19 protein-coding genes are annotated in these 25,349 nt (G+C 51.2%); 12 read left to right on the top strand and 7 right to left on the bottom strand.

All coding sequences use genetic code 11. The annotated features are described in order from the left end of the window. The first annotated feature begins 35 nt into the window (after positions 1 to 35). Entirely contained in the window at positions 36 to 656 is a 621-nt protein-coding gene (locus H511_RS0117015) for an L-threonylcarbamoyladenylate synthase (RefSeq protein ID WP_027253395.1), read from the top strand. Positions 657 to 900: 244 nt separating this feature from the next. Then, complete coding sequence (gene rluB / locus H511_RS0117010) at positions 901 to 1,905, top strand: 23S rRNA pseudouridine(2605) synthase RluB (protein WP_027253394.1); 1,005 nt, start codon at positions 901 to 903, stop codon at positions 1,903 to 1,905. Positions 1,906 to 2,010: 105 nt separating this feature from the next. Here rluB and H511_RS0117005 read toward each other — a convergent pair whose 3' ends face one another. After that, entirely contained in the window at positions 2,011 to 2,751 is a 741-nt protein-coding gene (locus H511_RS0117005) for a YciK family oxidoreductase (protein ID WP_027253393.1), read from the bottom strand. Between the two features lie 273 nt (positions 2,752 to 3,024). Here H511_RS0117005 and sohB point away from each other — a divergent pair, with 273 nt between their 5' ends. Then, a complete protein-coding gene (sohB, locus tag H511_RS0117000; RefSeq protein WP_027253392.1) occupies positions 3,025 to 4,086 on the top strand; it encodes a protease SohB in 1,062 nt (353 codons plus the stop codon). Between the two features lie 512 nt (positions 4,087 to 4,598). Beyond that, entirely contained in the window at positions 4,599 to 7,235 is a 2,637-nt protein-coding gene (topA, locus tag H511_RS0116995) for a type I DNA topoisomerase (protein WP_027253391.1), read from the top strand. A 26-nt stretch (positions 7,236 to 7,261) separates the two neighbouring features. On the opposite strand, the gene H511_RS23720 is transcribed toward topA, so the two are convergent. Both H511_RS23720 and H511_RS0116985 read right to left on the bottom strand, forming a co-directional pair. Beyond that, positions 7,262 to 8,266 carry a DMT family transporter gene (locus H511_RS23720; protein ID WP_081669316.1) on the bottom strand — a complete coding sequence of 335 codons (1,005 nt, stop codon included), beginning with the start codon at positions 8,264 to 8,266 and terminating at the stop codon, positions 7,262 to 7,264. A gap of 335 nt (positions 8,267 to 8,601) precedes the next feature. Next, positions 8,602 to 9,813, bottom strand: a complete 1,212-nt coding sequence (locus tag H511_RS0116985) for an MFS transporter (RefSeq protein ID WP_027253390.1) — start codon at positions 9,811 to 9,813, stop codon at positions 8,602 to 8,604. Between the two features lie 92 nt (positions 9,814 to 9,905). Between H511_RS0116985 and H511_RS0116980 the strand changes: the two genes are divergently transcribed. Further along, positions 9,906 to 11,648: an SgrR family transcriptional regulator gene (locus H511_RS0116980; RefSeq protein ID WP_027253389.1), complete on the top strand. Its 1,743-nt coding sequence runs from the start codon at positions 9,906 to 9,908 to the stop codon at positions 11,646 to 11,648. Here H511_RS0116980 and miaE read toward each other — a convergent pair. Further along, a complete protein-coding gene (gene miaE, locus H511_RS0116975) occupies positions 11,635 to 12,426 on the bottom strand; it encodes a tRNA isopentenyl-2-thiomethyl-A-37 hydroxylase MiaE (protein WP_027253388.1) in 792 nt (263 codons plus the stop codon). The genes H511_RS0116980 and miaE overlap by 14 nt on opposite strands. A 259-nt stretch (positions 12,427 to 12,685) precedes the next feature. Between miaE and H511_RS0116970 the strand changes: the two genes are divergently transcribed. The 3 genes from H511_RS0116970 to H511_RS23715 are packed head-to-tail and all read left to right on the top strand — an operon-like array spanning position 12,686 to position 15,883. Continuing rightward, complete coding sequence (locus H511_RS0116970; RefSeq protein ID WP_036759873.1) at positions 12,686 to 13,699, top strand: ABC transporter substrate-binding protein; 1,014 nt, start codon at positions 12,686 to 12,688, stop codon at positions 13,697 to 13,699. Between the two features lie 59 nt (positions 13,700 to 13,758). Continuing rightward, on the top strand, positions 13,759 to 14,658 hold the full coding sequence (locus H511_RS0116965; RefSeq protein ID WP_027253386.1) for an ABC transporter permease: 900 nt from the start codon (positions 13,759 to 13,761) through the stop codon (positions 14,656 to 14,658). After that, a complete protein-coding gene (locus tag H511_RS23715) occupies positions 14,651 to 15,883 on the top strand; it encodes a quaternary amine ABC transporter ATP-binding protein (RefSeq protein ID WP_036759871.1) in 1,233 nt (410 codons plus the stop codon). Before H511_RS0116965 ends, H511_RS23715 begins: the two co-directional genes overlap by 8 nt. A gap of 103 nt (positions 15,884 to 15,986) precedes the next feature. Here H511_RS23715 and H511_RS0116955 read toward each other — a convergent pair whose 3' ends face one another. Further along, positions 15,987 to 16,748, bottom strand: a complete 762-nt coding sequence (locus H511_RS0116955; RefSeq protein ID WP_027253385.1) for a hypothetical protein — start codon at positions 16,746 to 16,748, stop codon at positions 15,987 to 15,989. Positions 16,749 to 17,061: 313 nt separating this feature from the next. On the opposite strand from H511_RS0116955, the gene cysB reads away from it, so the two are divergent. The 3 genes from cysB to H511_RS0116940 all read left to right on the top strand — a co-directional run bounded on the left by cysB (position 17,062) and on the right by H511_RS0116940 (position 20,101). Further along, positions 17,062 to 18,036 carry an HTH-type transcriptional regulator CysB gene (cysB, locus tag H511_RS0116950; protein ID WP_027253384.1) on the top strand — a complete coding sequence of 325 codons (975 nt, stop codon included), beginning with the start codon at positions 17,062 to 17,064 and terminating at the stop codon, positions 18,034 to 18,036. Positions 18,037 to 18,170: 134 nt separating this feature from the next. Further along, a complete protein-coding gene (locus H511_RS0116945; protein WP_027253383.1) occupies positions 18,171 to 19,373 on the top strand; it encodes a methyltransferase in 1,203 nt (400 codons plus the stop codon). After that, positions 19,373 to 20,101 (top strand): sulfite exporter TauE/SafE family protein, encoded by a 729-nt coding sequence (locus H511_RS0116940; protein WP_027253382.1) that lies wholly within the window; start codon positions 19,373 to 19,375, stop codon positions 20,099 to 20,101. Before H511_RS0116945 ends, H511_RS0116940 begins: the two co-directional genes overlap by 1 nt. A gap of 60 nt (positions 20,102 to 20,161) precedes the next feature. Here the strand turns inward: H511_RS0116940 and H511_RS0116935 are convergent, their stop codons facing one another. Both H511_RS0116935 and H511_RS0116930 read right to left on the bottom strand, forming a co-directional pair. Next, the gene (locus tag H511_RS0116935) at positions 20,162 to 22,126 is read right to left on the bottom strand and encodes a putative bifunctional diguanylate cyclase/phosphodiesterase (protein WP_027253381.1); all 1,965 of its coding nucleotides are present in this window, start codon (positions 22,124 to 22,126) and stop codon (positions 20,162 to 20,164) included. Positions 22,127 to 22,440: 314 nt separating this feature from the next. After that, complete coding sequence (locus tag H511_RS0116930; protein ID WP_027253380.1) at positions 22,441 to 23,646, bottom strand: aromatic amino acid transport family protein; 1,206 nt, start codon at positions 23,644 to 23,646, stop codon at positions 22,441 to 22,443. 455 nt (positions 23,647 to 24,101) lie between these two features. On the opposite strand from H511_RS0116930, the gene H511_RS0116925 reads away from it, so the two are divergent. Next, positions 24,102 to 25,334, top strand: a complete 1,233-nt coding sequence (locus H511_RS0116925; RefSeq protein WP_027253379.1) for a CinA family nicotinamide mononucleotide deamidase-related protein — start codon at positions 24,102 to 24,104, stop codon at positions 25,332 to 25,334. Positions 25,335 to 25,349 lie beyond the last annotated feature (15 nt).

Here is a 25,349-nt window from a genome sequence, read left to right as displayed (position 1 = left end):
CCTGTGCCCTGAGTAAGCGCAGGTCTGGAGGAGTGATGAGTCAAATTTTTTATGTTCACCCGGAAAATCCGCAGGCAAGGCTGATCAGTCAGGCCGTGGCTATTGTTCGCAACGGTGGCGTTATCGTTTATCCAACCGACTCGGGCTATGCGCTGGGCTGTCAGCTGGCCAATAAGCAGGCGCTGGAACGTATCTGTCGGATCCGTAAGCTTGACGAAAAGCATAATTTCACCCTGTTGTGCCGTGATTTGTCTGAGTTGTCGCTGTATGCCCGCGTGGAAAATGACGCGTTCAGATTGTTGCGTAACAACACGCCGGGTGCCTATACCTTCATTTTCAAAGGGACAAAAGAAGTGCCCCGCCGCCTGATGAATCCGAAGCGTAAAACGATTGGGATCCGGGTGCCGAATAACGAGATTGCGCTGGCATTGCTGGATGCGCTGGGGGAACCTATGATGTCCACCAGCTTGATTCTGCCTGGCAAAGACACGGCTGAATCGGATCCTGAGGACATTCACAATGCGCTCGACCACGCCGTCGACTTGATCATCCATGGCGGGGTCATCGGGGAAGAGCCAACGACAGTGGTGGATTTCAGTAACGACAGCATCGAGATTGTGCGTCACGGTGCCGGTGATACCACGCCGTTTGAATAAACGCGGCTGAGTCAGACAGGGAAGGGATTCAGGCGATGAAAGAATCGTCTTTTCCCTTCTTTTTATATGGTATCAGGCGGCAGTATTTGGCATAATTCACGGCTGCTTTGAATAGGGTGGACGCCGTTTCAGCTTAAGACTGCAAACGGCGGGTATCTTGTGTTGCTGGTGTACCAAACGTCAGTAACAGAACGATGATTTTTAGAATGTTTCGACGCCTGTGAAGGCGACAAAGGTTTGTCTGATGAGTGAAAAATTACAGAAGGTACTTGCGCGTTCCGGTCAGGGTTCACGACGTGAAGTGGAGCTGATGATCCAGGAAGGGCGTGTCAGTATTGATGGCAAAGTTGCCCACTTGGGTGATCGTCTGGATAACCTGGACGTACTTGTGCGTATTGATGGTCACAAAGTAGACCTGGTCAAGCCTTCTGAAGAAGTGTGCCGTGTGCTTGCTTATAACAAACCTGAAGGTGAGTTGTGTACCCGACACGATCCGGAAGGACGCAGAACGGTATTTGACCGCCTGCCACGACTGAGCGAAGGCCGTTGGGTATCTGTCGGTCGTTTGGATGCCAATACATCCGGCTTGCTGCTGTTCACTACCGATGGTGAGCTGGCTAATCGCCTGATGCATCCCAGCCGTAGCGTAGAACGTGAGTACATGGTGCGTGTCTTCGGTGAAGTGACTGAACAGATGGTGAAAAATCTGGTTCACGGTGTTCAGCTGGAAGACGGCATGGCCCGTTTTGAAGATGTCGTGTATGCCGGTGGCGAAGGGATGAACCACACTTTTTATGTGGTGATTACCGAAGGCCGTAACCGTGAAGTTCGCCGCCTGTGGGATTCGCAGGGTGTGACGGTGAGCCGACTCAAGCGTGTCCGCTATGGCGACATCTTCCTGACCAAAGATTTACCGCGAGGTGGCTGGCTGGAGCTTGAGCTGCAGGAAGTGAACTATCTGCGTGAAATTGTTGAGCTGCCTGAAGAAACGCGTTCGCATCTGACCGTCGAAGGTCTGAAGCGTAAGAAAGGGGTGCGTAAGATCCGTCGTGCCGTTCGTCGTCATGAAGAACGTGTTAGTGATGACTCACGCGGTCGTCGTCGCGACAATCGTCGCCCGGCACCTCAGAACCAGCCAGGTGAAGAGACGGCGCGTTCTGCCGGCAACAAGCGTAAGCCTGCCGGTAACGCAGCGAATCGCAGAAACCCGCTGAAGAACAAACCTGCGAAACCGCGTACTCGCAAGTAAGCGTTGTTCTCGCAAGAATGCTGTGACGTACAGTAAAAAAGCCGACCCGTAAATGGTGGTCGGCTTTTTTGTGCCTGTCATTTCAGGGCAGAGACGCTCCGGCGCTTATTTAGGCTGGGCATCAATGCATTGCCCATTGACATCCTTGCTTTCCGGCCCCATCAGGTAAAGGTACAGCGGCATGATGTCTGCCGGTGTTTTCAGCGTTTTCGGATTTTCGCCCGGATAGGCCTTAGCCCGCATGCCTGTGCGTGTGCCGCCCGGGTTAATCGCATTCACCCGAACACTGGTGCCACTCAGCTCGTCAGCCACCACCTGCATCATGCCTTCGGTCGCAAATTTCGAAATCGCATACGCACCCCAAAAAGCCCGGCCATCATGGCCGACGGTGGAGGAGGTGAAAATGATACGGCCGTCTTCGGATTTCTTAATCAAAGGCATAATCGCCTGAGTGAGCAGGAATTGTGCTTTGACATTGACCTGCATCACTTCGTCAAATGTGTCTTCACCCAGCTGGTCAAAAGGACTGAGCACACCAAGCAGGCTTGCGTTATGCAGCACACCGTCAAGGCGACCAAACTGATCATTAATGGTGTCTGTCATATCCAGATAGTTCTGTTTCGAAGCCCCTTTCATGTCCAGCGGGATGATTGCCGGCTGCGGATAACCCAACGCCTCGATTTCATCGTATACGGCTTCCAGCTTGGCAACCGTACGGCCCAGCAGAATGACGGTCGCCCCGTGAGCTGCGTAGCTGATAGCGGCCTGGCGGCCGATACCGTCACCGGCACCTGTCACCAGAATGACACGGTCTTTGAGTGAGTCAGCGGCAGTTTGATAATTCACTTGCTTTCCTTCTTGGTAAGGATGTCTTTGTGCCGCTATTGTAGGCGTTTCACGCTCAGGGTGACAAGCCGGCAAAACCTGTCGGTAATGAAAAACAGCAGGCTGCTAAGGCGCTTAACTGCCAGTATGGCGTGTTTTTTTCAAGTACTAACTGCCCGCAAGGCGATATTTCACACTGGAAAGAACAAAATTAAACCTGAATCGTTAACAAGCCTAGAGGCTTGATTGGATTGGTATTACAATCAGGTAAAACCAGAACATGAGGAATTACTCTTGGATTTTTTGTTTGATTACGGACTTTTTCTGGCCAAGATAATCACTGTCGTGGTTGCTGTCGTCAGTATCTTGGTCATTGTGAAAAGCGTAGGTGGTCGCCAGGGGGCGCGAAAAGGGTCGTTGGAAATTACCGATTTGTCTGAACGCTACAAAGAAACCGTTCATCATTTAGAGTCTCACCTGTTCGATAAGCCTTTACTCAAAGCCAGGGAGAAGGCGGAAAAGAAAGCCGAGAAAGAAAAAGGCAAAGCCCGCCAAAGTGAAATTAAAGCCGCGGCGAAATCGGGCGAGTTGTCAGCGGCCCGTGAACCACGACTGTTTGTGCTGGACTTTCACGGCAGTATTGATGCCAGAGAAGTGGCCGGATTACGCGAAGAAATTTCAGCTATTCTGGCCGTGGCTGCTGACGGTGATGAAGTTCTCCTGCGCCTGGAAACCGGCGGTGGTATGGTGCATGGCTATGGCCTGGCATCTTCGCAGCTTGATCGCCTGAAACAGGCAGGTATTAAGCTGACCATCGCGGTCGATAAAGTCGCTGCCAGTGGCGGCTATATGATGGCCTGTGTGGCTGATCAGATTATCTCTGCGCCGTTTGCTGTAGTGGGATCAATTGGTGTCATTGCTCAGTTGCCGAACTTTAGCAAGGTATTGAAAAAGAATGATATTGAGTTCGAACAAATCACAGCCGGTGAGTTTAAACGTACCCTGACGATGTTTGGTGAAAACACGGATAAGGCTCGTGAGAAGTTTCAAAGTGAAATTGAAGCGACCCATGGTTTGTTTAAGGATTTTATTGCAGAACATCGTCCGTCTCTGGATCTGGAAACCGTTGCTACCGGAGAGCACTGGTTCGGTAAGCAAGCGATTACCCTTGGTCTGGTCGACAGTATCGGGACCAGTGACGACTTTATTATGAAGGCGTGTAAAGACCGTGAAGTCTTGCAGGTGCATTATGTTCAGCGCAAGAAACTGGCAGAGCGTCTGGCCGGGGCGGGCAGTGAAGCTGCCGACACTTTGCTGCTGAAATGGATCAGCCGGGGACAGCGGCCGATTATGTAAATAGCAAAGAGATAACCCGCCAGCAGGCGGGTTATCTCTTTCTGACTGAAGTAATAACGACGGATGAAAGTTTTTATATTTTTGGCATGCTGTCCGCCGTATTAAATAATGTGAGTGAATATTACGCCTTTAAATCGTTTTGTTGGTTGTAAAATAATCACACTGAGCCGTTTTGTAGTAAGAAAACGAATATTTCTGTGAGCTGACACAAATAAACAGGGCTGAAAATAGTCAAAGTTCCGTCGAGGTGGTAATGATCTGCGCCCTGTCAGAATACTGACTCAGAGAGATGAAAAGTGGGCGCTGATTGGATAATACAGCGGCACTTAACACAGTGTTTACATATGCAGAAGGGTCGAGCAATTAGCCTGAATTTCTTAAAAACAGGTTGACCTTCTTGTATAGTAGCCCAATATTGTAATAGCGTTGCCGTGCATACACTGTCACTTTTAGCGTGCAACTATATGTTTTTATTTGAAAATTTCGCGAGCACGAGGACGTAATAGAGTCATATGGGTAAATCTCTTGTTATTGTGGAGTCCCCGGCCAAGGCAAAAACGATTAATAAGTACCTTGGTAAGGATTTCATCGTAAAGTCCAGCGTTGGTCATGTTCGAGACCTGTCTACTGGTGGTAGCAGTACAGGTAAAAAAGCGACTGCATCGTCCACGAAAGGTCTGAGCGCTGAAGAGAAAGCACAGATCAAAAAAGAAAAAGAGCTTACAGCGCTGATCAATAAAATGGGTGTGAACCCATATAAAGATTGGGAAGCGCATTATGCTGTGCTGCCCGGCAAAGAGAAAGTCGTCCAGGAATTGCAAAAACTGGCTGAGAACGCCGATTATGTTTATCTGGCAACCGATTTGGATCGCGAGGGAGAAGCTATTGCGTGGCATCTTCGTGAGCTCATCGGTGGTGATGAAGAACGCTATAAACGTGTTGTTTTTAATGAAATTACCAAAAATGCGATTCAGCAGGCTTTCGAACATCCGGGTGAACTGAATATTGATGGTGTGAATGCGCAGCAGGCACGCCGTTTCCTTGATCGTGTTGTTGGCTTCATGGTTTCCCCTCTGCTGTGGAAAAAAGTTGCCCGGGGCTTGTCTGCCGGTCGTGTTCAGTCGGTAGCGGTAAAGCTGATCGTTGAGCGTGAGCGTGAAATCAAAGCCTTTGTGCCGGAAGAGTTCTGGGATATTCACGCCAATACGGTAACCGGCGGCAAAGACGCATTGCGTCTTATGGTGGCCCAGCAGGCGGGCAAGGCATTTCGTCCGGTCAACAAAGCGGACACAGATGCAGCGGTTTCTTTACTGGAAAAAGCGGCTTATCAAGTCGTTGAACGGGAAGATAAACCGACCAGCAGTAAACCTTCAGCGCCTTACATCACATCAACGCTGCAACAAGCGGCCAGTACCCGTCTGGGTTACGGCGTAAAACGCACTATGGGCCTGGCTCAGCGTCTGTACGAAGCAGGTTATATCACCTATATGCGTACTGACTCGACCAACTTGTCCAAAGAAGCAGTCGAGGCCGTGCGTGGCTATATTGCGTCTGAATATGGTGAAAATTACCTGCCTGCCAATCCTGTGGTATACGGCAGCAAGGGCAATGCGCAAGAAGCGCACGAAGCGATTCGTCCGTCAAGTGTTGATACTCAGCCCGCAGATCTGGAAGGCATGGATCAGGATGCCGTCAAACTGTATGACCTGATCTGGCGCCAGTTTGTGGCTTGTCAGATGACAGCGGCGCAGTATGACTCCAGCACCATTACCGTGCAGGCCGATAACTTTACGCTGAAAGCCAAAGGCCGGACATTACGTTTTGCCGGTTGGACCAAAGTGCAGCGTCCGTCAGGCAAGAATGAAGATACCACCCTGCCGACCGTTCAGGTGGGTGATGTACTGACGCTGGACAGTTTGGAACCCAAGCAGCACTTTACTAAACCGCCTGCGCGTTTCACAGAAGCGGCACTGGTTAAAGAGTTGGAAAAACGCGGTATTGGCCGTCCTTCGACTTATGCTTCGATCATTTCTACTATTCAGGATCGCGGCTATGTCAAAGTGGATCAGCGTCGATTCTATGCGGAAAAAATGGGTGAAATCGTCTCTGACCGTCTGGAAGACAGCTTTTCAGATCTGATGGACTACGATTTCACCGCCCGCATGGAAGGTAATCTGGACAAGATTGCAGAAGGGCAGGCAAACTGGAAATCGGTACTCGACAAATTCTTCAGTGATTTCACCGATGAATTAGTCAAGGCTGAGCAGGATGAAGATGAAGGCGGAATGAAGCCGAACAAAATCGTTCTGACCGATATTGAGTGTCCGACCTGCTCTCGCCCTATGGGTATCCGTACCGCCTCTACCGGGGTGTTCCTAGGTTGCTCTGGGTATGCCCTGCCTCCGAAGGAGCGCTGTAAGACCACCATTAACCTGGGTGATGAAGAAGGTGTGGTGAACGTCCTTGAAGAGGATGTGGAAACTGCCGCTCTACGGGCGAAGAAACGTTGTCCTAAGTGCGGTACAGCGATGGATGCCTACCTCATCGACCAGAGCCGTAAGCTGCATGTGTGCGGTAACAACCCCGAATGTGATGGCTTCGTGGTTGAAAAAGGTGAGTTCAAACTGAAAGGCTATGAAGGCCCTGTGGTTGAGTGTGATAAATGCGGCTCAGACATGGAACTGAAAAATGGCCGTTTCGGTAAGTACATGGGCTGTACCAATGAAACTTGTAAGAACACACGGAAAATCCTGAAAAACGGTGAGGTAGCGCCGCCGAAAGAAGATCCGGTTCATCTGCCTGAGCTGCCTTGTACTCAGGATCCGGATGCGTATTTTGTGTTGCGTGATGGTGCATCAGGTCTGTTCCTGGCGGCCAGCACCTTCCCTAAATCCCGTGAGACCCGTGCTCCTCTGGTGGAAGAGCTGGTTCGCTTTAAAGACAGGTTGTCACCCAAGTTCCATTATCTGACTGAGGCGCCGACCGAAGATCCGGATGGCCTGAAGACAGTGGTTCGCTTTAGCCGCAAGACCAAAGAGAACTATGTCCGTTCAGAAGTAGACGGTAAACCAACCGGTTATACTGCACTCTATGATGCCGGGAAATGGCTCATTACCGATAAGCGCAAAAACGCCAAAAAAGAGAAATAATGAAAAACCGCCGCAAGGCGGTTTTTTTATGCTTCCGTTTTGGGGCCGGCAGGTGAGGTGGCTTTTTTCTGTCCGGTCGAAGTCTCTTCGGCCGGTGATGTCAGCTGTGTTCGAGCAGCCCTGGGTTTGCGGTTGACCTGAATCACAGCAAACACCACCAGCGTTATCCCGATGAGGTGATACACGGTAAATGACTCATCCAGTAGGGTGATCGCAAAGACTGCCGTCATGGCCGGGCCGATATTGCTGGTCAGACTGACGGCGGATGGGGTCAGGCGTGCCATCGCGGCTGCAATCAGATAGGACGGCAAGACAGTGCAGAAAAATCCCAGTGCAATGCCCAGCAAGGCCAAATCCAGTGAGATAGTGCTCAGCTGCGCCCCTGACCACTGAAAATGCAGCAGAATGACAATCCCGGCGCTGGTCATGCCGAGGCTGGTAAATAACTGGCTGCCGAGCTGACTGATCACCTGTTTGCTCAGCACCAGATAAGTGGCAAAAATCATGGCTGACACAAGGGCGTACAGGCTGCCGAGCCAGATATCATCACCCAGATGCTGAATGTCATGCGCGACTATCAGCGCAATACCCAGATACCCCAGCAGGATGGAAAGAAAAGTCCCCGCTTTCGGCGTTTCTTTTAAAATCAGCACGCTGATCAGAACCACAAAAGACGGAAACATAAATAACAGTAACCGCTCAAGCTGAGCGGAAATGCTTTCCAGCGCCAGAATATCGAACAGTGAAGCAAAGTAATAGCCTAAAATCCCAATCAGCATGGCCTGCCAGCCATAACGCAGGGTCTTGTGTCGCTGCCCGGCATCGCGGAGCAGCCAGCCAAGTATCAGCAGGTAGAAAGGAAGAGAGCTGGCTGCTCTGAGGCTCATGATGGTGACAGCATCCCCGCCAAGCTGATAGGCAATTTTGATCAGCACAGGTTTTAAAGAGAAAAATACCGTTCCGATCAGCGCATAAACAATGCCTTGTGTGTCGATCGACAGGGCCGGAGTGGGTGTCAGTTCTTTTTCCATTGCTCACTTCCTTTTGTGTTTAAGAACAGGCTGTGAGAGATGGAGACCGACTGCATGACTCACAGCCGGGCAGGGGAGATGCTACCGACTGAGGGGTATCCGGGTGAGAAGCCAGCGCTGCAGTAAAGTGACATTCATGATGGGTACCTTAGTATCGGTGAGTTTTTAAGCTACCGAAGTTTTCATCGCCACACAAGGGAGCGGAAAAGATCAGATGAATATGCCAGCTGTTAATATTCACGGCTGATAATCTGTGGTGGTCCAGTGGTCAAAAAGCACTATGGTCGCTCCGGGTTTGCCCCGGAGCCAGCCAGTATTTGAGTATTCATTGACTATCAGGGGGTGTGACGGACACGGGTCAGGCAAAGCAGCAGCGCAGTGATGAACTGAATGATACTGCACAGCAAGAACAGTCTTTCTGTCCCCAGTGTCACCACCAGATAACCGGATGCCGCCAGACCGAAAGGCATGCCGAGTTTAAACAGTGAGCCGGTGATACCAGCTACGCGTCCGAGCAGTGTGTCACTGAAGGCTTCCTGGCGGTAACTCCAGATACAGATAGAACTCATCAAACCTATACTGCTGATCAAAAAGAAGGATAAGGCTAACATCGGTGCACTGGGCAGCAGGGCTGGCAGGGCAAATCCCACGGATTCAAAGGCGATGGAAAGAATCAGCAGCAAGCCCAGACCCATACGTTTTCTGATCTTATCGGCGACGAATCCGCCCAGAATGCCGCCGATCCCCGATGCGGCAATCAGATAACTGACTTCCAGGTTGGTCATCATGAGCGTGGCTTTGGCAAAGTATATCGCCTGGACATGAAACACAGCGCCTGTGGTATTAATGACCACAACGGCGGCAGTGATCAGGCACATGGTCTTGTCGGCACTCAGCGCCTGCCAGCCTTCTCTGAGTGCGATGAGGACAGGCGGATGAGCCACAGGGGCCGCTGGTGTAAATGGCATTCGGTGCAGTTGCACAAATGCAATCAGGTAGAAAATAATGAGCAACAGGAACACCTGATGGATCGCCGCCATCAGTAGCAGCATACCGGACAGTACCGGCCCGACGGTCTCAAGAAAGCTGTACATGGTGCTGAAACGTGCGGTTGCCGTATTTTGCAATGCCTGCGGCAGCGCTGTTTTCATCATGCCAAGCCGCGCATTGTGGTAGCCGTAATCGAAAGCCATCATCATGAAAGCGGCCGGAAAGAGCGCCCAGAGCGGCTCTGCCAGCCATTCAACGGCCGTATAAGCAATGAGCAGGCAAAGACACTGGCCAATCAGCATGGCCTGTGACCAGTGCTTGCGGTTCACACGGTCGACCCAAACCCCGATGAACAGTGCCAGCAACAGATTCGGCAAATACTCTACAGCGCGCATCCAGCCCATCCATTCGGACGATGCTGTCAGTTCATACACGAGCAGTGGCAGCGCCAGACTGTAAATTTTGGCGCCGAAGGCAGCAAAAAAGGCACTGGAGAGCAGAATGAGAAACTTCGGCTCTTGCCAAATGCCCGTTTGGGACTGGGTGACGGTTGTCATCATAAATTCCTTTTCACATCATAGAGATTTACGATTATCCGTGATAAAAGTGGAAGAAAAAGTGTAAACAATAACAAGGGATTTCACCTTTTATGCGCTATTGGCGAGCATTAATGTACTTCAGAGAAGAACTGACGGTCGGACAGGCCCGGTCGATCTCACTAGACACTTTGGCGCAGAGACTCGCCTGTACCCGGCGCAATGCTCAGATTGTGATTAAGAAGCTGGTTGAGGAAGGCTGGATAAGCTGGCAGCCGGGTGTCGGTCGCGGTAATTTACCGACAATTTGTCTGAAAAAACCGGTTGATTCGGTTCTTAAGCAGGAAGCATTGTCGCTGCTGGCTCAGCATCAGGTGGAGCGTGCCACAGCCTTAGTGTCCGAGCCACAAAGGCAGGGGTTGCTGGCAGAGTACCTGGCAGGTTGCCGTCGTTCGGATAACCGTTCGGGTAACCGTTCGGATAACCGTGCGATACCGCAGCAGGAACAAAGCGATGTGCTGCGTATCCCGTTTTATCGGGGGATTCATGATCTGGATGCCGTGCAGCTCTCCCGGCGGACCGAAGTGCATCTCGGCAGTTACCTTTATGCCGGGTTGCTGCAACGGGATCCTGATTCAGGGCGGATTCACGGCGATCTGGCCGCACACTGGGAGCGTATTGGCAATGACTGGCATATCACACTCAGAAAAGGACTGACGTTTCATGACGGTTCGCCCCTGGATGCTTTAGCGGTACAAGCCCATTTTGCCCGTTTGCAAGCGTCTGACAGCAGTAACCGCAGGCTGTTCGAGTGCATTAAAGCGGTTGAGGTGCTTGCGCCGCTGCGCCTGAAGCTGACCACGAATGCCACCGCTGGCTTTATACCGACCCTGTTAACACAAAAGGCGGCAGGTATCTCGAAAGTGTCCCGCGATGGGAGCATTCTCGGCGCCGGTGCTTTTCGTCTTGATGAGCACACTGAGTGGCTGACCCGGCTGAGTGCATTTGAGCAATACCATGGCTATCGACCCTGGCTCGATGCCGTGGAGATCTGGAACATTGGCGATCAGGCCATGGATTTTGAGGTCAGCAGTGATGTGGTTCATCCCTGGCTGGTGCCGGGACAGACAACGCCGTTTTCGCAGCTCGAAAGCTGGGAAAAAGGGTGTGAGTATGCGTTGCTGAATGAAAATCGTGCTGGCTGGATGGCGGTACCGGCACACAGGCTGCGATTATCCGCTTTTATTCGTCAGCTGCCGCTGCCTGCCGTTATGGTACCGGCAGATTACCGTGTTGCGAAAGGCATGTTGCAATCTGAACTGTCCTGTCACCACACCGGGGTGGCTGTGGATTTCTCAGATCTGCCAGCGCCTGACGCTCCGCTCTCTGTGCTGACTTATCAGTTGCGGGATCATATTGCCCTGGCCGAGCAACTGGCAGCGGCACTCAATGCCGCCGGTATTCCGGCGACTTGCTGTGTGGAAACATTTCCGGACTTCAACCAGGCAGAGCGGCTGGCCCAGGCGGATATCATTATTTCCGGTGAAGTATTTGGCGAGGACGCGGAACTGAGCTGGATGGAATGGCTCAAGGCGAGCACTGCGCTGGCCGTATGCCTGCAACCTCAGCAGCAGACACGGTTGCTGCGAGAACTGGAAACCGTCTTTCTGTCTGACAATCTGGCTGAGCGGCTGGACAAATTTCAGGAGATCGAACAATGGCTGGTGGATATCGGCATCTATCGTCCCTTGTGGCAAAACCGCCAGCAGCTCAATGTCCGAAGTCATCTCAATGGGGTATCACTGCTGGCGAATGGCTGGATTGATTTCAGCCGTGTGGTGTTCAGTTCACCATAGCGGTGGCCGGAATGCCGCTGTGAAAGCGGAAATCTTGATCCGGGGTGTTGATGAGTCCGGCTTCCCGCTGGCCAATGTGCAGAATTCGGTCACTGATATCCTTGCCGGCAATTTGCTCGGCCAGTTTCAGGTAATCCTGATAATGACGGGCTTCAGAGCGCAGCAACGAGATGTAAAACTTCTTGAGTTCATCATCAAGAAACGGTGCCAGTCTGGCGAAACGCTCGCAGGAGCGAGCTTCAATGTAAGCGCCAACAATCAGTTTATCGATTAAGGTGGCGGGTTCATGAGTACGCACGGCTTTCATCAGCCCGCGGGCATAGTTGCCGGCACTCAGGTTTGAGTAAGCGATACCGCGCTTGTCCATGATCTCAAGTACCTGTTCAAAGTGGTGGAATTCTTCTTTGATCAGGCGAACCATCTTATCAATCAGATCCTGGCCGTAAGGGCAATCTGCCCTGGCTGTCAGTTCAGCACTCAGGCCATTCTTTTTGCCGTGGAAGGCGTCTTTTTGACGTGACCTGCCATAGACGAAATCTTCGTACGGTTTGGCCCAGTCTAGCAGTGCCTGGCCGCTTTTCTCATCCACGGCGTATTTGCGGATCAGGAAAATAGCGGTCTGGCTGGCTTTCAGCTCGCAGTTACAGTGATCAACCAGCAAGGCATTGAGGTTTTCCGGTTTGCGTGCTTCCTCAAGCCAGCTCTCTGGGGTTTCGCAATGCAGAAACCGGCGGACGGGAAGAAGTAGCTCGTTGATCATGCTCTGAGTGTCTGTCATGGATGGGTCTTATTGCTGAGTTGAACAGGAGAAAGAAAACCGGCGGATTATAACAAAGCTCTTTCTGAGCGACCAGAGAATGACAGAGATTGGTTCATCTTAAGAAACTAAGAAAAAATGAACCACTTAGCTTTAAAAAAGAGGGCTGTATCATCGTTATTCCATTTTGGTGTGCTTATACTGAAAAAGTATGTGTCGATGGCTGGTGAAGGAGGTCTGCCGGTTATTGGCATCCAGACACATCAGAAAAGGACTTTATATGCACTTACCCCGGATTGCCCCCTGGTTACTGGCCGCTGTGACTTTACCTTTGAGTGTGAATGCGCAGGCTGAACAAGCGTGCGGCCATGTCACCATTGCCGACATGAACTGGAATTCCGCGACCTTTATCGCCCATCTGGATCAGTTCATTTTACAGCAAGGATACGGCTGTGATGCCGAGCTTGTCCCCGGCGACAGCATTCCCACCACGACATCCATGATTGAAAAAAGTGAGCCGGATATTGCCCCTGAAATGTGGAGCAATACCATGCGCGAAGCACTGGATAAAGGTGTTAAGGAAGGTCGGTTGCGCTATGCCGGTGTGACCTTATCTGACGGGGGTGAAGAAGGCTTCTGGGTGCCGGCCTACATGGTGGACAAAGAGCCAAGCCTGAAAACCCTGGCCGGGGTGAAAGCCAATGCCAGCCTGTTTAAACATCCTGAAGATCCGGATAAATCCGCCATGATGGGCTGCCCTGCTGGCTGGACCTGCCAGATCACCTCTGAGCATTTGTTTGACGCGCTCAAATTGGGCGATTCAGGTTTTGAGCTGGTGGATCCCGGTTCAGGCGCCGGTCTGGCGGCATCCATTGCAAAAGCCTATGAGCGGCAGGAGCCCTGGTTCGGTTACTACTGGGCGCCCACCGCGGTTCTGGGTAAATACGAGATGGTGAAAGTGGACTTCGGCACAGGGGTAGATGCCGAGCATTATAAGGCTTGTATTACCCAGGCGGACTGTCTGGACCCTAAACCGACCATGTATCCGCCGTCGCCGGTTGATACTGTGGTGACAGAGCGTTTTGCGGCGCGAGCGCCTGACGCGCTGGCCTATTTATCAAAGCGCGCCTTTACCAATCCGCAAATGAACCGCATGCTGGCCTGGATGGAAGAAAATCAGGCCGACGGTGAAATCGCGGCAGAGCACTTTCTCGCGGATAATGAGTCACTGTGGAGCCAGTGGGTAACACCGGCAGCGTTACAGCGTATTAAGCAAGCCCTGGCGGCTCGCTGATCCAGTCAGACCCGGTAGCTGCCGGGTCTGTTCATTTTACCGATCTACGGCACCCCGATATGGCTGAACTCTCCTGGATTACCGATTTCCCCCAATTCGATCGTCATCAACTGCTCGCGATTCGTAAAACCCTCGATGGCGCCTATCGTGCGTTTTCACGTGAGTACGGTGACAGTATTGAATCCTTTTTTGACCCGCTGCTCTCTTTGCTGATTGGCTTTGAAAAGCTGCTGCTGAATACGCCGTGGTGGCTGATGATTGCCCTACTGGCCGGACTGGCTTTTTATGCCAGTCGTTCCTGGAAGCTGGTAGTTGGCGTAGTCGTTGCTTTTGTGTTCATTGGTCTTTTCGGTATGTGGGAAGATACTATGCGCACCATGAGCATTATTATCGCATCCACGCTGCTGGCGATCGTGCTGGGTTTACCGGTAGGGATTCTGATGGCCCGTTCAGACAGGGCGCAAAATGTGATCACCCCGCTGCTGGATGTGATGCAAACCATGCCGGCGTTTGTGTATCTGATCCCGGTCGTGATGCTGTTGGGCATAGGTAAAATTCCGGGCCTGATTGCCGTGGTGATTTATGCGATCCCCCCAGTGATCCGCCTGACGAATCTGGGTATTCGGCTGGTGGACAAAGAAGTGCTCGAAGCGGCGGAGGCATATGGCGCGAGCAGTTGGCAGCGGCTGACCGGGGTGCAGTTGCCGCTGGCGATGCCGACTATCATGGCGGGGATTAATCAGACCATTATGATGGCGCTGGCCATGGTGGTGATCGCGTCCATGATTGGCGTAAAAGGTTTGGGGCAGCCTGTCCTTAAATCGATTACCAACCAGTATTTTACGCTGGGTCTGCTCAACGGGCTGGCCATAGTGGCGCTGGCTATCATTTTTGATCGTATCTCCCAAAGCTATGCCCGGCGCACCCAGCAACATCTTGCGGGGCAAAAACATGACTGATTCAATCCACACGTCAGACACAGGCACGCCGCTCATTCGTGTGCGCGATTTGTATAAGGTGTTCGGCCCTCAATCCGAGCGGGTACTGAAACAGGTGCATGCCGGAAAATCGAAATCTGCCATCCTGGCAGAAACCGGGCATACGGTTGGCCTGAACAAGATTAACCTGTCGATATGTCAGGGCGAGATATTTGTCGTGATGGGCTTGTCCGGCTCAGGCAAGTCGACCTTGATCCGGCATTTTAATCGTCTTATCGAGCCGTCTGCCGGTCAGGTGGAAATTGACGGGGTGGATGTCACCGCTTTGAGTGCTTCTGCGCTGCAGTCATTCCGGCGACAGCGGATGGCAATGGTCTTTCAGCGTTTTGCCCTATTGCCTCACCGGACTGTGCTGCAGAACATTGGCTATGGTCTGCAGATACAAGGTGCTGATAACAGTGAGTGGCGGGAAAAAGCCGGCTACTGGCTGGAGACTGTGGGGCTGACAGGCTATGGCGAACACTATCCATCGAGCCTGTCTGGCGGGCAGCAGCAGCGGGTTGGACTGGCGAGGGCGCTTTGTACCGATGCTGATATTCTGCTGATGGATGAGGCCTTTTCGGCGCTGGATCCGCTGATTCGCAGCGAGATGCAAGAACAGTTGATGGCCCTGCAGTCCAAACTCGGCAAGACCATTATTTTTATCACTCATGATCTGGACGAAGCATTGCGGCTGGGTGACAGGATCGCGATATTGCGCGACGGTGAGCTGATTCAGCAGGGCCGACCTGTGGATATTTTGCTGCACCCCATTGACGATTATGTCGAAGCCTTTGTTAAAGATGTGAATCGGTCCAGAGTGCTGAAAGTCGAGGCTGTCATGTCGCCGGGCGCGCACTGTGTTGGATTATGTTCGGTATCTGAGGCGAACCGCTACATGGAGCAGCATAGCCTGAACGAAGTTTATGTACTGGATGAGCAGCAGCGGTATCTGGGCGTGCTGACCCGTCACAGTATTGAAAAGGCCATGACTGACGCTGAGGACGGGCGGTTAGATGAATCGGCTTTGCTGCCGGTGCCTGCGATTTCGCGTCATCAGCTGCTTGAGCAGGTGCTGCCTGTCACTCTGGAGGCGGACGTCGCTTTGCCTGTGCTGGGAGAGAAGGGAGAAGTGTGCGGCCGTCTTTCTCGTTCTACACTGGCCAAAGTGCTCAGTGAACACCATGTTGTAAACCCCACATCGTAATCACCACGTCGTAATCACAATATCGGCTAACTAAGTGATAGGTACAGCCCAAACGAATCAGGCCGCTTTTAAGCGGCCTGATTGGATTAGCAATGTGCTGTCATTACCATTTCTTTTTCGGCTGGAACAGGATATCCAGTTCGTCCTGCTCTTTTTCGAGCATTTCCTGACGCTGTTTGGCATTGCTCTGATTCTGCGAGCTGTCAATTTCATCCAGCATGGCCTGCAACTTTTCGCGGGCCTGATTGGCATAATTGTGATTTTTGGTCGCCAGCGCATCCAGGCCTTTTCTTAACAGCTGTTTGGCAGTACCAATCTGGCGTTTCATGCGGGCATCGTTGGCACGTTTAACAACGTTTTCAATGTTAATGCGCAGCTGTAATCCTTCCAGACGCGCATTCTCAGCAACGAATGCCTGGGTGCCCAGGCGGCCTTTGCTGTGCTCGCTTTTAACTACCTGTTTCAGGCGTTTGACCAGCTGCAGCATAGCAATAGCCTGACGGTCTGTGGTGGGTACTTTAAAGCCAGACATTTCGTTAGGGGTGTAATTTTGCTGCAGCTGATGAATCTGCTCCCGGACGTTGTTAATACGCTGGGGCATAGAGCGATCTTTTTGATCCACCTCGAACATGCTTTCCAGGGCTGACAGGATGCGTTGATTCAGACAGACCAGTAATTCTTTGCTGTAAGGCAAATGATGAGCATGACCTATCAGATCTTCACTGGAGTCGATGATGGCAATGTGCTTAGCCAATTCCTGCTGCTTCTGGCTTTCCAGCTGCTGCCGGTACTGAATGATAACGTTATAACCCACAACCAGGACTAACAACAGGCCGATAAGACCGACCACTAAAGGTATACTCATAAAACTCGATCAGATAATCCACAGACAAATGAAGCCATAAGATACACCATCTGATCATGAGGTCATAGCATAGGGTAGAATTTTGCTCATAGCCTCACATTCGCAGTGCGCACATTTTTACATTGGGGGAGGTCGCTGGTGCCCTGTCGCTAACGCCGGGCCCGTATAGATTTCCACCTGTTGTCAAATTATGATGGTCAGAACCCTTGTGTTGCTGTACATGTGCATTTTAGACACTATGATACTGTATATAACATAGTGAAATAGATAGTCGCATTGTTAGAATGTAACGGACTATATTTGGGGCGGGAAAATGAAACTACAACAATTACGCTATATCGTTGAGGTGGTAAACCATAATCTCAATGTGTCCTCAACGGCTGAAAATCTGTATACCTCTCAACCGGGCATCAGCAAGCAGGTACGTTTACTTGAGGATGAGCTCGGCATTCAAATTTTCGAGCGTAGCGGTAAGCACCTGACCAAAGTGACGCCGGCGGGTGAGAATATTGTCCGTATTGCTCGTGACATTCTTTCGCGAGTAGAAAGCATTAAATCGGTTGCCGGCGAGTATACGCATCCGGAAATGGGCACACTGCATATCGCGACGACACACACCCAGGCGCGTTATGCGCTACCCAAAGTGATTCAGGGTTTTATTGAACGCTACCCGAAAGTCTCTTTACACATGCATCAGGGAACACCTTCCCAGATAGCCGATGCGGTTTCCAAGGGCACCACTGTGTTTGCCATTGCAACTGAAGCACTGCATTTATATCAGGACATGATTATGTTGCCGTGCTATCACTGGAATCGCTCAATTGTGGTGCGCTCGGATCATCCCTTGGCCCAGAAGAAAGACATTACGATTCACGATCTGGCGGCTTATCCCTTGGTGACTTACGTATTTGGTTTTACCGGGCGTTCTGAACTGGATAATGCGTTTAACCGCTCCGGGTTAACACCGCGTATTGTGTTTACGGCGACAGATGCCGATGTGATCAAGACCTATGTGCGTCTGGGAATTGGCGTTGGTGTGATGGCGAGCATGGCGATTGATCCTGAGACGGATCATGATCTGGTTGCTATTGATGCCAGCCACATTTTCGAAGCCAGTACGACGACCATTGGCTTTAAAAAAGGCACCTTCCTGCGTACTTATATGTACGATTTCATGGAGCGCTTCGCCCCGCATCTGACCCGGAACGTGGTTGATCAGGCATTAGCACTCAAGAGTAATGATGAAATAGAAGCCATGTTCGCCAGTATTAAACTGCCGGTGCGCTGAGTTTTTAAAGCCCTGCAGCAACAAAAAAGCCGCATTCTGCGGCTTTTTTGTACTCTCTTCACTATTCACTGCTTTTGCGACCTGATCTGAGATAAAATGCGGCCCTTTAGTTAATTAGCGTATCAGGGTCGTCAATGTCTGCTTATTCAGACACATTTTGTCAGTTGGATGCCTTGCTCACTCAGGAACGAGCATACTGGCAGTTTATGCCTTTCGCCTGCCACGAATATCCCTGGCAGCACAGTATGCCAGGGCTGTCTGACTGGCTGGACTCTCTGTCCGATCTGGATGTGGCCAGCTTACTGGAAGACACTGCTGCGCTCATTGATGAACTAGCCGTTTTTCTCCCTGCTCTGCCTGAAATGCATCAGTTGGCTGATATTCTTGCACTCCCTTTAGTCTCAGAGGTTTCGCCGCATCTGCCCCGTGGGTTGGATGTTGGTATTCCGGGCCGGAAATGGCAGCAGGTACTGGCATTCAATGCGGTACTGCCTTCGCATAAGCTTCCCTGGCTGGAATGGTGTGCCGGCAAAGGTTATTTAGGGCGAGTGCTTGCAGCATGCCACAACACCCGGGTCACCAGCCTTGAATGGCAACAAAGTTTGACACAAGACGGCCAGCTAGCTGCGAATCAGTTAGGCTTGCCAATGACTTTCGTTCAGGCGGATGCCTTTGCACCGGAAAGCGCCAGTGTGATCCGGCCGGATCAGCATGCGGTGGCTTTACATGCCTGCGGCGATCTGCACGTCAGTCTGCTGGAGCGGGTGGTTGCAAAGCGCACCGCGGCAGTCAGTGTGTCACCTTGCTGCTACCACCTGATCCGTCATGATGCGTATCAGCCATTGTCGGCGCCGGCAACAAAGAGTGAGCTGAGCTTATCTAAGCATGATCTGAGAATGCCGTTGCAGGAAACCGTCACAGCCGGACAAAGAGTGAAACAGCAGCGATTTGTCGAAGTCAGTTACCGTCTGGGCTTTGATGCCTTGCAGAAACATCTGACCAACAATGACGCTTATTTGCCTGTCCCCAATGTGCAAAAAGCCCTCTTAAAGCATGGGTTTGCTGATTTTTGCCGGTGGGCTGCAGAGCAAAAAGGATTACAACTGCCGCAAGAGATGGATTATTCGTACTGGCAGCGATTGGGAGAAGTCCGCTTTCGAAAGGTAGAGCGTATGGAGCTGGTTCGCCAGGCTTTTCGCCGACCGCTTGAAATGTGGCTGGTTTTTGACCGGGCGCTGTTTATGGAAGAGGCCGGATATCAGGTGTTAGTTGGCACATTCTGTGATAAACCCACCACACCAAGAAATATACTTATTCACGCCCAATTGGAGAAATAATGGAGACAAGCACGCTGATCTTCTGTGCGCTGGCCTTATCGGCTGGCTGTTTTGTGCAAAGTACCGTTGGCTTTGGCATGGCCATTGTGGCGGCGCCGATTGTGTATTTTTATGAACCACGTTTTGTGCCGGGTGTGGTGACATTTGTTGGCCTGGTACTGGCACTGATTAATATGTGGCAGTACCGGCGAATGATTTCCTTTACCGGAATGAGCGCGGCGTTTGTCGGGCGCGTGCCTGGCACCATAGTTGCCGGCTGGATTTTGGTATACATCAGTGCTGAGCATCTGGCCCTGGTGCTGGGTGTGGGTGTGTTACTGGCGGTTCTGATCAGTTTATCTAAGGTTCGCTTCAAGCCCACCCCTAAAGCCTTGTTTGTGGCTGGTTTTACTTCGGGCCTGATGGGGACGACAACCAGTATTGGTGGCCCGCCTATGGCTTTGGTGTTGCAGCACGCGGAAGCCGGAAAATTAAGGGCGAATCTGGCCGTGTATTTTGTCTTCAGCTGTGTTTTATCGCTGATTGCCCTTTCGGCAACGGACCATTTTAGTCTGTGGCACCTGAAATATGCACTGATCGTGCTGCCCGCGCCGATACTGACCACCTTGTTTGCGTATAAAGTTCAGCATTTAATTAAAACTGAATGGGTCAGGTATGCCTTGCTGGTGCTTTGTACTTTTGCCGGCATGGCGGCCATGTGGCAGGGACTCAGCCCGATGTGGACGTAAAATTGCAATGCAGAGGCCGCTGATCACAGCGGCCTCTGACGTTGGATGGGGTAGATGGGGTCAGCTGGCTTTGGGGATGATGTTGAACAGATTAAATTGTCGCTGTTCCAGTTCATGGGCTGGCATGGGTTTGCCCAGATAGTATCCCTGACAATAGTCAAACTCGCACTGCTGGATATATTCCAGCTGTTCAAGCGTTTCAACACCTTCGGCGACCAGTTTCAGGTTCAGCTTGTCACAGATAGCACAGGTCGCTTCCACAATTGCCCGGCTGCTTTGATTATTGGCCTGCACGAAGCTTTGATCCAATTTCACCATAGTGATGGGCAGGTTCTGCAACTGAGAGAGTGACGAATAACCGGTACCAAAATCGTCAAGATGAAGCTCAATGCCCAGTTCCGCTAAATCGATGAGACACTGTTTGGCGTCATCATACTCCTGCAACATGGCAGATTCAGTGAGCTCCAACGCCAGTTGGCTGGCGTTAATGTCGTAGTGTTCGAGTAATGTCCCGATATAAGTTGCGAGACTGGCATGGAGCTGGGCCCGGGACAGATTCACACTGACGGTAAAACGCTTACCATAGGCTTTATTCCAGTGTGAAAGCTGCATACAAGTTTGTTTCAGCGTCCACTTTCCTAGCGGTACAATCTGGCCGGTTTCTTCAGCAAGCGGAATAAATTCAGACGGTGCCACCTGGCCGAGATCTTCATCGTACCAGCGAATTAAGGCTTCAAATCCACCTAACCGATTGTTTTTCAGATCGACGATGGGCTGGTAATAGAGTTCAAAGGCTTCAGCATCCATGGCCAGCGTCAGGTGATGGCGCAGTGTCATTTTACGGTATAAATCTTCTGCCATCTCAGGAGAGAAATGATGGCAGCGATTACGGCCCCTCAGTTTGGCACGGTGCATTGCCATGTCAGCCTGAGTGATGAGGGTTTCAATTTTCTTTGCGTCATTGGGGAAGCTGGCCATCCCGATACTGCAGCCAATGGATAACTCACCCACTTCTTTCAGGTGAAAAGGCTTATTGAGATTGGTAATGAGCTTTCGCGCAAACTGGGCCGGATCTTCAACCTGGCGGTGGTCAATCTGGATGATGAATTCATCTCCGCCAAACCGGGCCAGCAAGCCGTTGAATTTGACAATTTCGCTGAGCCGGATAGCGATAGCCCGCAACATCTTATCGCCAATGGCATGCCCATAGGTGTCATTGATGAGCTTAAACCCGTCTACATCCAGAAACAGCAAGGTATAAGGCTGTGATGAATGCTGAGAGGCGTGGATAGCATTAATCATGCCCCTGCGGTTCAGCAGGCCGGTCAGGTAGTCGTGTTCTGACTGGTATTTCGCCTGTTTTAACTGCTCTTTTTCCTGGCTGATATTCACCAGGCTGAGTAAGAGCTGTTGTTTGTCAGCCAGCCACTTGCCATCAATGCTGAACCAGTCGTAGTTTCGGCCTGTCCAGCACAGCTTTCTGTGGTTGACCACTTGTCCTTCACTGGCATCATGCAACCATTTTTCTGCCAATTTGATATCGCCGACAAAAGTGGCGAGGCTGTCCAGCTGTTCACCAAAAGCGTGAATGAAGGCGCGATTGGCACTCAGCAACTGACCTTCAGAAGAAAAAAGCAGGGCAAGATTTGAGCCATCAGAAAATGCCAGTTCACGTCTCAGGCTGGCTTCCTCAGAAATAACATGAACCAGCATAGCGATTCTGCCATCTTCGCTCGGAATACCAGAGAAATGACACAATGCATTTTTCACTTTGCTCTTGGGGCTGTAGCTCCACCAAAGTTTTAGCGATTCACCGCGTTTGAACATCTGCAAATAGTCATTCAGGGTTGCTTCTACCGCGTCGGACATATCCTGTCCCAGATCCCGTGAGGTAAGCTCACTCAGGCTCTCTGCCTCCCAAAGGGGAAGTGCAGCAGAATTGGCCCAGATAATGGCTTTGTTTTCGATGTCGAAAACCCATACCGGGGATTGCAGATATTCAAAGGTCGTAAAGAATTGGCTCATACCAGATAAAGGAATGACTTTAAAGGGGCAATGCCTCAACGATAGCCTAAATTGTCTGAGGCATACATGCGAGAGGGTGTAAAGCGTGATCTTGATTCAGGAAGTGCGTGTTGCGTAAATGTAAATTAATGATAAATAAGCACAAATAGTGAGCTGTCAGCGGATCTATTGGCTCGGAAGTGCACTGTGCAAGTGATGAGCTAACGTCTGAGAATGGGCTTAGCTAAACAGCTAAGCCCAGAATTGCTCTTGCTTTACAGGTAAACACACACTTACTTCACATTATGAAACTCAGTGTGCATTTTTATGGTGTTTTACCCGACGGCAGGAATAAGTCCTGCCATCTGGAGGAACTGTGCTGTGATGATCAGCACACCTGCGCCGGTTGCCATGATGAGAGCCGGTTTGCCGCCGCTGACCTGGTACTCACCGATAGCCTGGCGTTGTCCTCGCTGAACATGCACCATGGCCACTGGCAGGAAGATAGCCAGAATGACGAGCGCAATCGCCGCATAACCCAGCGCCATAATAAAGCCTTGCGGATAGAACAGGGCAAAGCACAGCGGTGGTACGAAGGTAAAGAGAGCCGTTTGTACTCTGCCGGACTTCGAATTGTTCTGATTTAAGGTATCAGACAGGAAGTCAAACAAGCCCAGGCTTACCCCGAGGAAAGAGGTCGCCAGCGCAAGGTCTGCAAAGATAGAGACGGAATTACTGACCATAGGGCTTTTGAGCAGTGTACTCAATGCGGCAATAAAGCTGCCCAGGCTGGAATTGGCGATCAGATCAGACTGGCTGAGAATGCCCTGGCTGGCGACTTGCCACAGCAGGTAAATGACTAACGGCACAGAGGCACCCACTATCATCACCTTGCGCAGCGCTTTCATGTCTATGCCCACATAGCGGACGATAGAAGGAATGCTGCCGTGGAAGCCAAAGGAGGTAAACACCACAGGCAGAGCCGAGATGAGCAGGCCTTTTTCGACCGGCATATCCACCAGATGTTGTCCCTGAATATGCGGCAGTAACAGGCTGAGCATGACAGCCAGTGCAATAATTTTCAGCGTAAACAGGATACGGTTGACCAAATCAACCGAGTGTGTCCCGACCGATACCACAGTCGCAATCAGCAAAGTGAACAACACTGTGCCAGCCTGCGGCATGACATCAAGCCCAAACCAGCCGGACAACTTGTCATTTAACTGGGCACCGCCACCGGCAATATAGGCCGCGCACAATGCGTAAAACAGAAACATCATTGCAATGTTGGCGACAACTTGTCCTTTTGTACCCAGCAACTCTTTCGCCAGCGAGTGGAGCGTGGCTGAAGGATCAGCATGTTGATGAACTTCCAGCATCAGCAGCGCTGTGTATACCATCAGTGCCCAGATACCGATCATGGTCAGTGTGGCGGTTGTAAAACCCAGTCCGGCTGATGCCAGCGGCAAGGCCAGCATCCCTGCGCCAATGGTTGTTCCGGCAATAATTAAAGTACTGCCGAAGGTTTTGTTCATGCTCATCGAGTAAAAACTCCCTGTATTTTTATTGGTTTAATTAATGGGAGAGGGGGCGGTAAGGCTGATTCTCTCCGAAGAAAAAATATAGCCACAATGGTGCACTGGGTTGGAAGGAATTGATATGTTCAGATTTCTTTACAACACGCTCGACCACTGTGGCCGACGATAATAGACTTTCATGGCGAACTTACTCATAACATTTGTACAACAATTGGTGTTTTTGTCTGCAAATTGTACTGATTAGCAGGCGTAATTTACGGTGAACACTTTAAATGCAGAAAAATGACCTGTCAAATTTTGTTTATTTTTATGTAAATTAAAGTTTACGGTTCTGATTGTTATGTAGTGAGTGTAATGCATTGCACCAGAGGGTGTTTTCAATTATCAGTGCTTAAGATTCTCTCGTGGTTGACTAAGTGTTACAGTGAAGTGCCAACTGAATAAATAAGAGGAACAACATGTTGCAAGTTGTCATGATAAGTACCGGTGAAGAAGTCCTGCATGGAGATATCGTTGATACCAATGCAGCATGGCTGTCCCGTTTGTTTTTTCAGAACGGCTTCGCGCTGTCGCGACGCACTACAGTCGGTGATCAGCTTGAAAGTCTGGCATCGGAAATAGAGCAGTGCAGCCTTACGGCTGATATCGTCATTGTAAATGGTGGTCTGGGGCCGACCACCGATGATTTGACAGCCCAGGCGGCAGCCATTGCAGCAGGAGCCGGCTTAGAGCAGTCGGAGTTCTGGGTTGAGCAAATGATCGAGAAGTACCGGACTCTGGGTCGGGAAATGCCGCAGGCAAACCTGAAGCAGGCCATGTTGCCAGAGGGAGCCGACGTACTGGATAACCCGGTTGGTACCGCATGCGGCTTCATGATGAAGCTGAACCGTGCACATTTGTTCTTCACCCCGGGTGTGCCCAGTGAATTTAAGGTCATGGTAGAAGACGAGATCCTGCCCAGGCTTAAATCGCTGCACCCGGATGTCGCAAGCCTTGAGTGTCACCGGCTGTACAGCTTCGGATTATCAGAGTCAGGCATCAACGATACTCTGGCTTCGCTGTCCTTACCGCCGTTATTCCAGCTGGGTTACCGCTCTTACTTGCCTTTTATCGAAGTGAAGTTGTTTGCACCTAAAAATGATGCCCAGGCCGCTGCCGTGTTAGCGCAAATTCAGGCGCGCCTGGGTGAGAATATTGTCGGTGCCGGTGAAACCTTGCTCGATACCATAGGCACGCATTTCTCCAAAGCCCCTCTCACATTAACGGTGGCAGAGCAGTTTACCGGCGGTGATGTACTTAACTGGCTGCAGGATAATCCGGCGACCCAGACTGCATTAAGTCAGGGATGGTTGTTGACGACCCAGGTCGATCCCTCTTTGAGCGACGCAGAGCCTATGGGGGCCTCTTTAGCAATGGCCGCCGCCGCCCGGCAGCAGACGGGTTCTGATCTGGCACTGGTTTGTGGCCCGCTGTATGACAACAGTATTGCGATTGCCCTGTCTACGCCAAACGGCGATTGGGCGCAGCACGTGCGTACCCGACGGGAGTATGCCAATAAGCCTCATCGTAAAATGGTCGCGACTTTGATGCTGGATATGCTGCGCCGGTGGCAAACGGGTCAGACCGTGATTGGCCAGTATGAATCGTTCGAGAGGCTGAGTGAGTTGTTTTTACCGGCCGAGCCGAATTGATCTCAATCAGCACAA

This window comes from Photobacterium halotolerans DSM 18316 (assembly GCF_000425165.1).
Taxonomy (GTDB): domain Bacteria; phylum Pseudomonadota; class Gammaproteobacteria; order Enterobacterales; family Vibrionaceae; genus Photobacterium; species Photobacterium halotolerans.
This window is presented reverse-complemented; position numbering and strand designations above follow the sequence as displayed.

What these genes read in the sequence shown, in the direction of transcription:
- H511_RS0117015 (WP_027253395.1), top strand. Translation starts at nt 36, where the DNA reads ATGAGTCAAATTTTTTATGTTCACCCGGAAAATCCGCAGGCAAGGCTG.
- rluB (WP_027253394.1), top strand. Translation starts at nt 901, where the DNA reads ATGAGTGAAAAATTACAGAAGGTACTTGCGCGTTCCGGTCAGGGTTCA.
- topA (WP_027253391.1), top strand. Translation starts at nt 4,599, where the DNA reads ATGGGTAAATCTCTTGTTATTGTGGAGTCCCCGGCCAAGGCAAAAACG.
- H511_RS23720 (WP_081669316.1), bottom strand. Translation starts at nt 8,266, where the DNA reads ATGGAAAAAGAACTGACACCCACTCCGGCCCTGTCGATCGACACACAA.
- H511_RS0116985 (WP_027253390.1), bottom strand. Translation starts at nt 9,813, where the DNA reads ATGACAACCGTCACCCAGTCCCAAACGGGCATTTGGCAAGAGCCGAAG.
- H511_RS0116980 (WP_027253389.1), top strand. Translation starts at nt 9,906, where the DNA reads ATGCGCTATTGGCGAGCATTAATGTACTTCAGAGAAGAACTGACGGTC.
- miaE (WP_027253388.1), bottom strand. Translation starts at nt 12,426, where the DNA reads ATGACAGACACTCAGAGCATGATCAACGAGCTACTTCTTCCCGTCCGC.
- H511_RS0116970 (WP_036759873.1), top strand. Translation starts at nt 12,686, where the DNA reads ATGCACTTACCCCGGATTGCCCCCTGGTTACTGGCCGCTGTGACTTTA.
- H511_RS0116965 (WP_027253386.1), top strand. Translation starts at nt 13,759, where the DNA reads ATGGCTGAACTCTCCTGGATTACCGATTTCCCCCAATTCGATCGTCAT.
- H511_RS23715 (WP_036759871.1), top strand. Translation starts at nt 14,651, where the DNA reads ATGACTGATTCAATCCACACGTCAGACACAGGCACGCCGCTCATTCGT.
- H511_RS0116955 (WP_027253385.1), bottom strand. Translation starts at nt 16,748, where the DNA reads ATGAGTATACCTTTAGTGGTCGGTCTTATCGGCCTGTTGTTAGTCCTG.
- cysB (WP_027253384.1), top strand. Translation starts at nt 17,062, where the DNA reads ATGAAACTACAACAATTACGCTATATCGTTGAGGTGGTAAACCATAAT.
- H511_RS0116945 (WP_027253383.1), top strand. Translation starts at nt 18,171, where the DNA reads ATGTCTGCTTATTCAGACACATTTTGTCAGTTGGATGCCTTGCTCACT.
- H511_RS0116940 (WP_027253382.1), top strand. Translation starts at nt 19,373, where the DNA reads ATGGAGACAAGCACGCTGATCTTCTGTGCGCTGGCCTTATCGGCTGGC.
- H511_RS0116935 (WP_027253381.1), bottom strand. Translation starts at nt 22,126, where the DNA reads ATGAGCCAATTCTTTACGACCTTTGAATATCTGCAATCCCCGGTATGG.
- H511_RS0116930 (WP_027253380.1), bottom strand. Translation starts at nt 23,646, where the DNA reads ATGAGCATGAACAAAACCTTCGGCAGTACTTTAATTATTGCCGGAACA.
- H511_RS0116925 (WP_027253379.1), top strand. Translation starts at nt 24,102, where the DNA reads ATGTTGCAAGTTGTCATGATAAGTACCGGTGAAGAAGTCCTGCATGGA.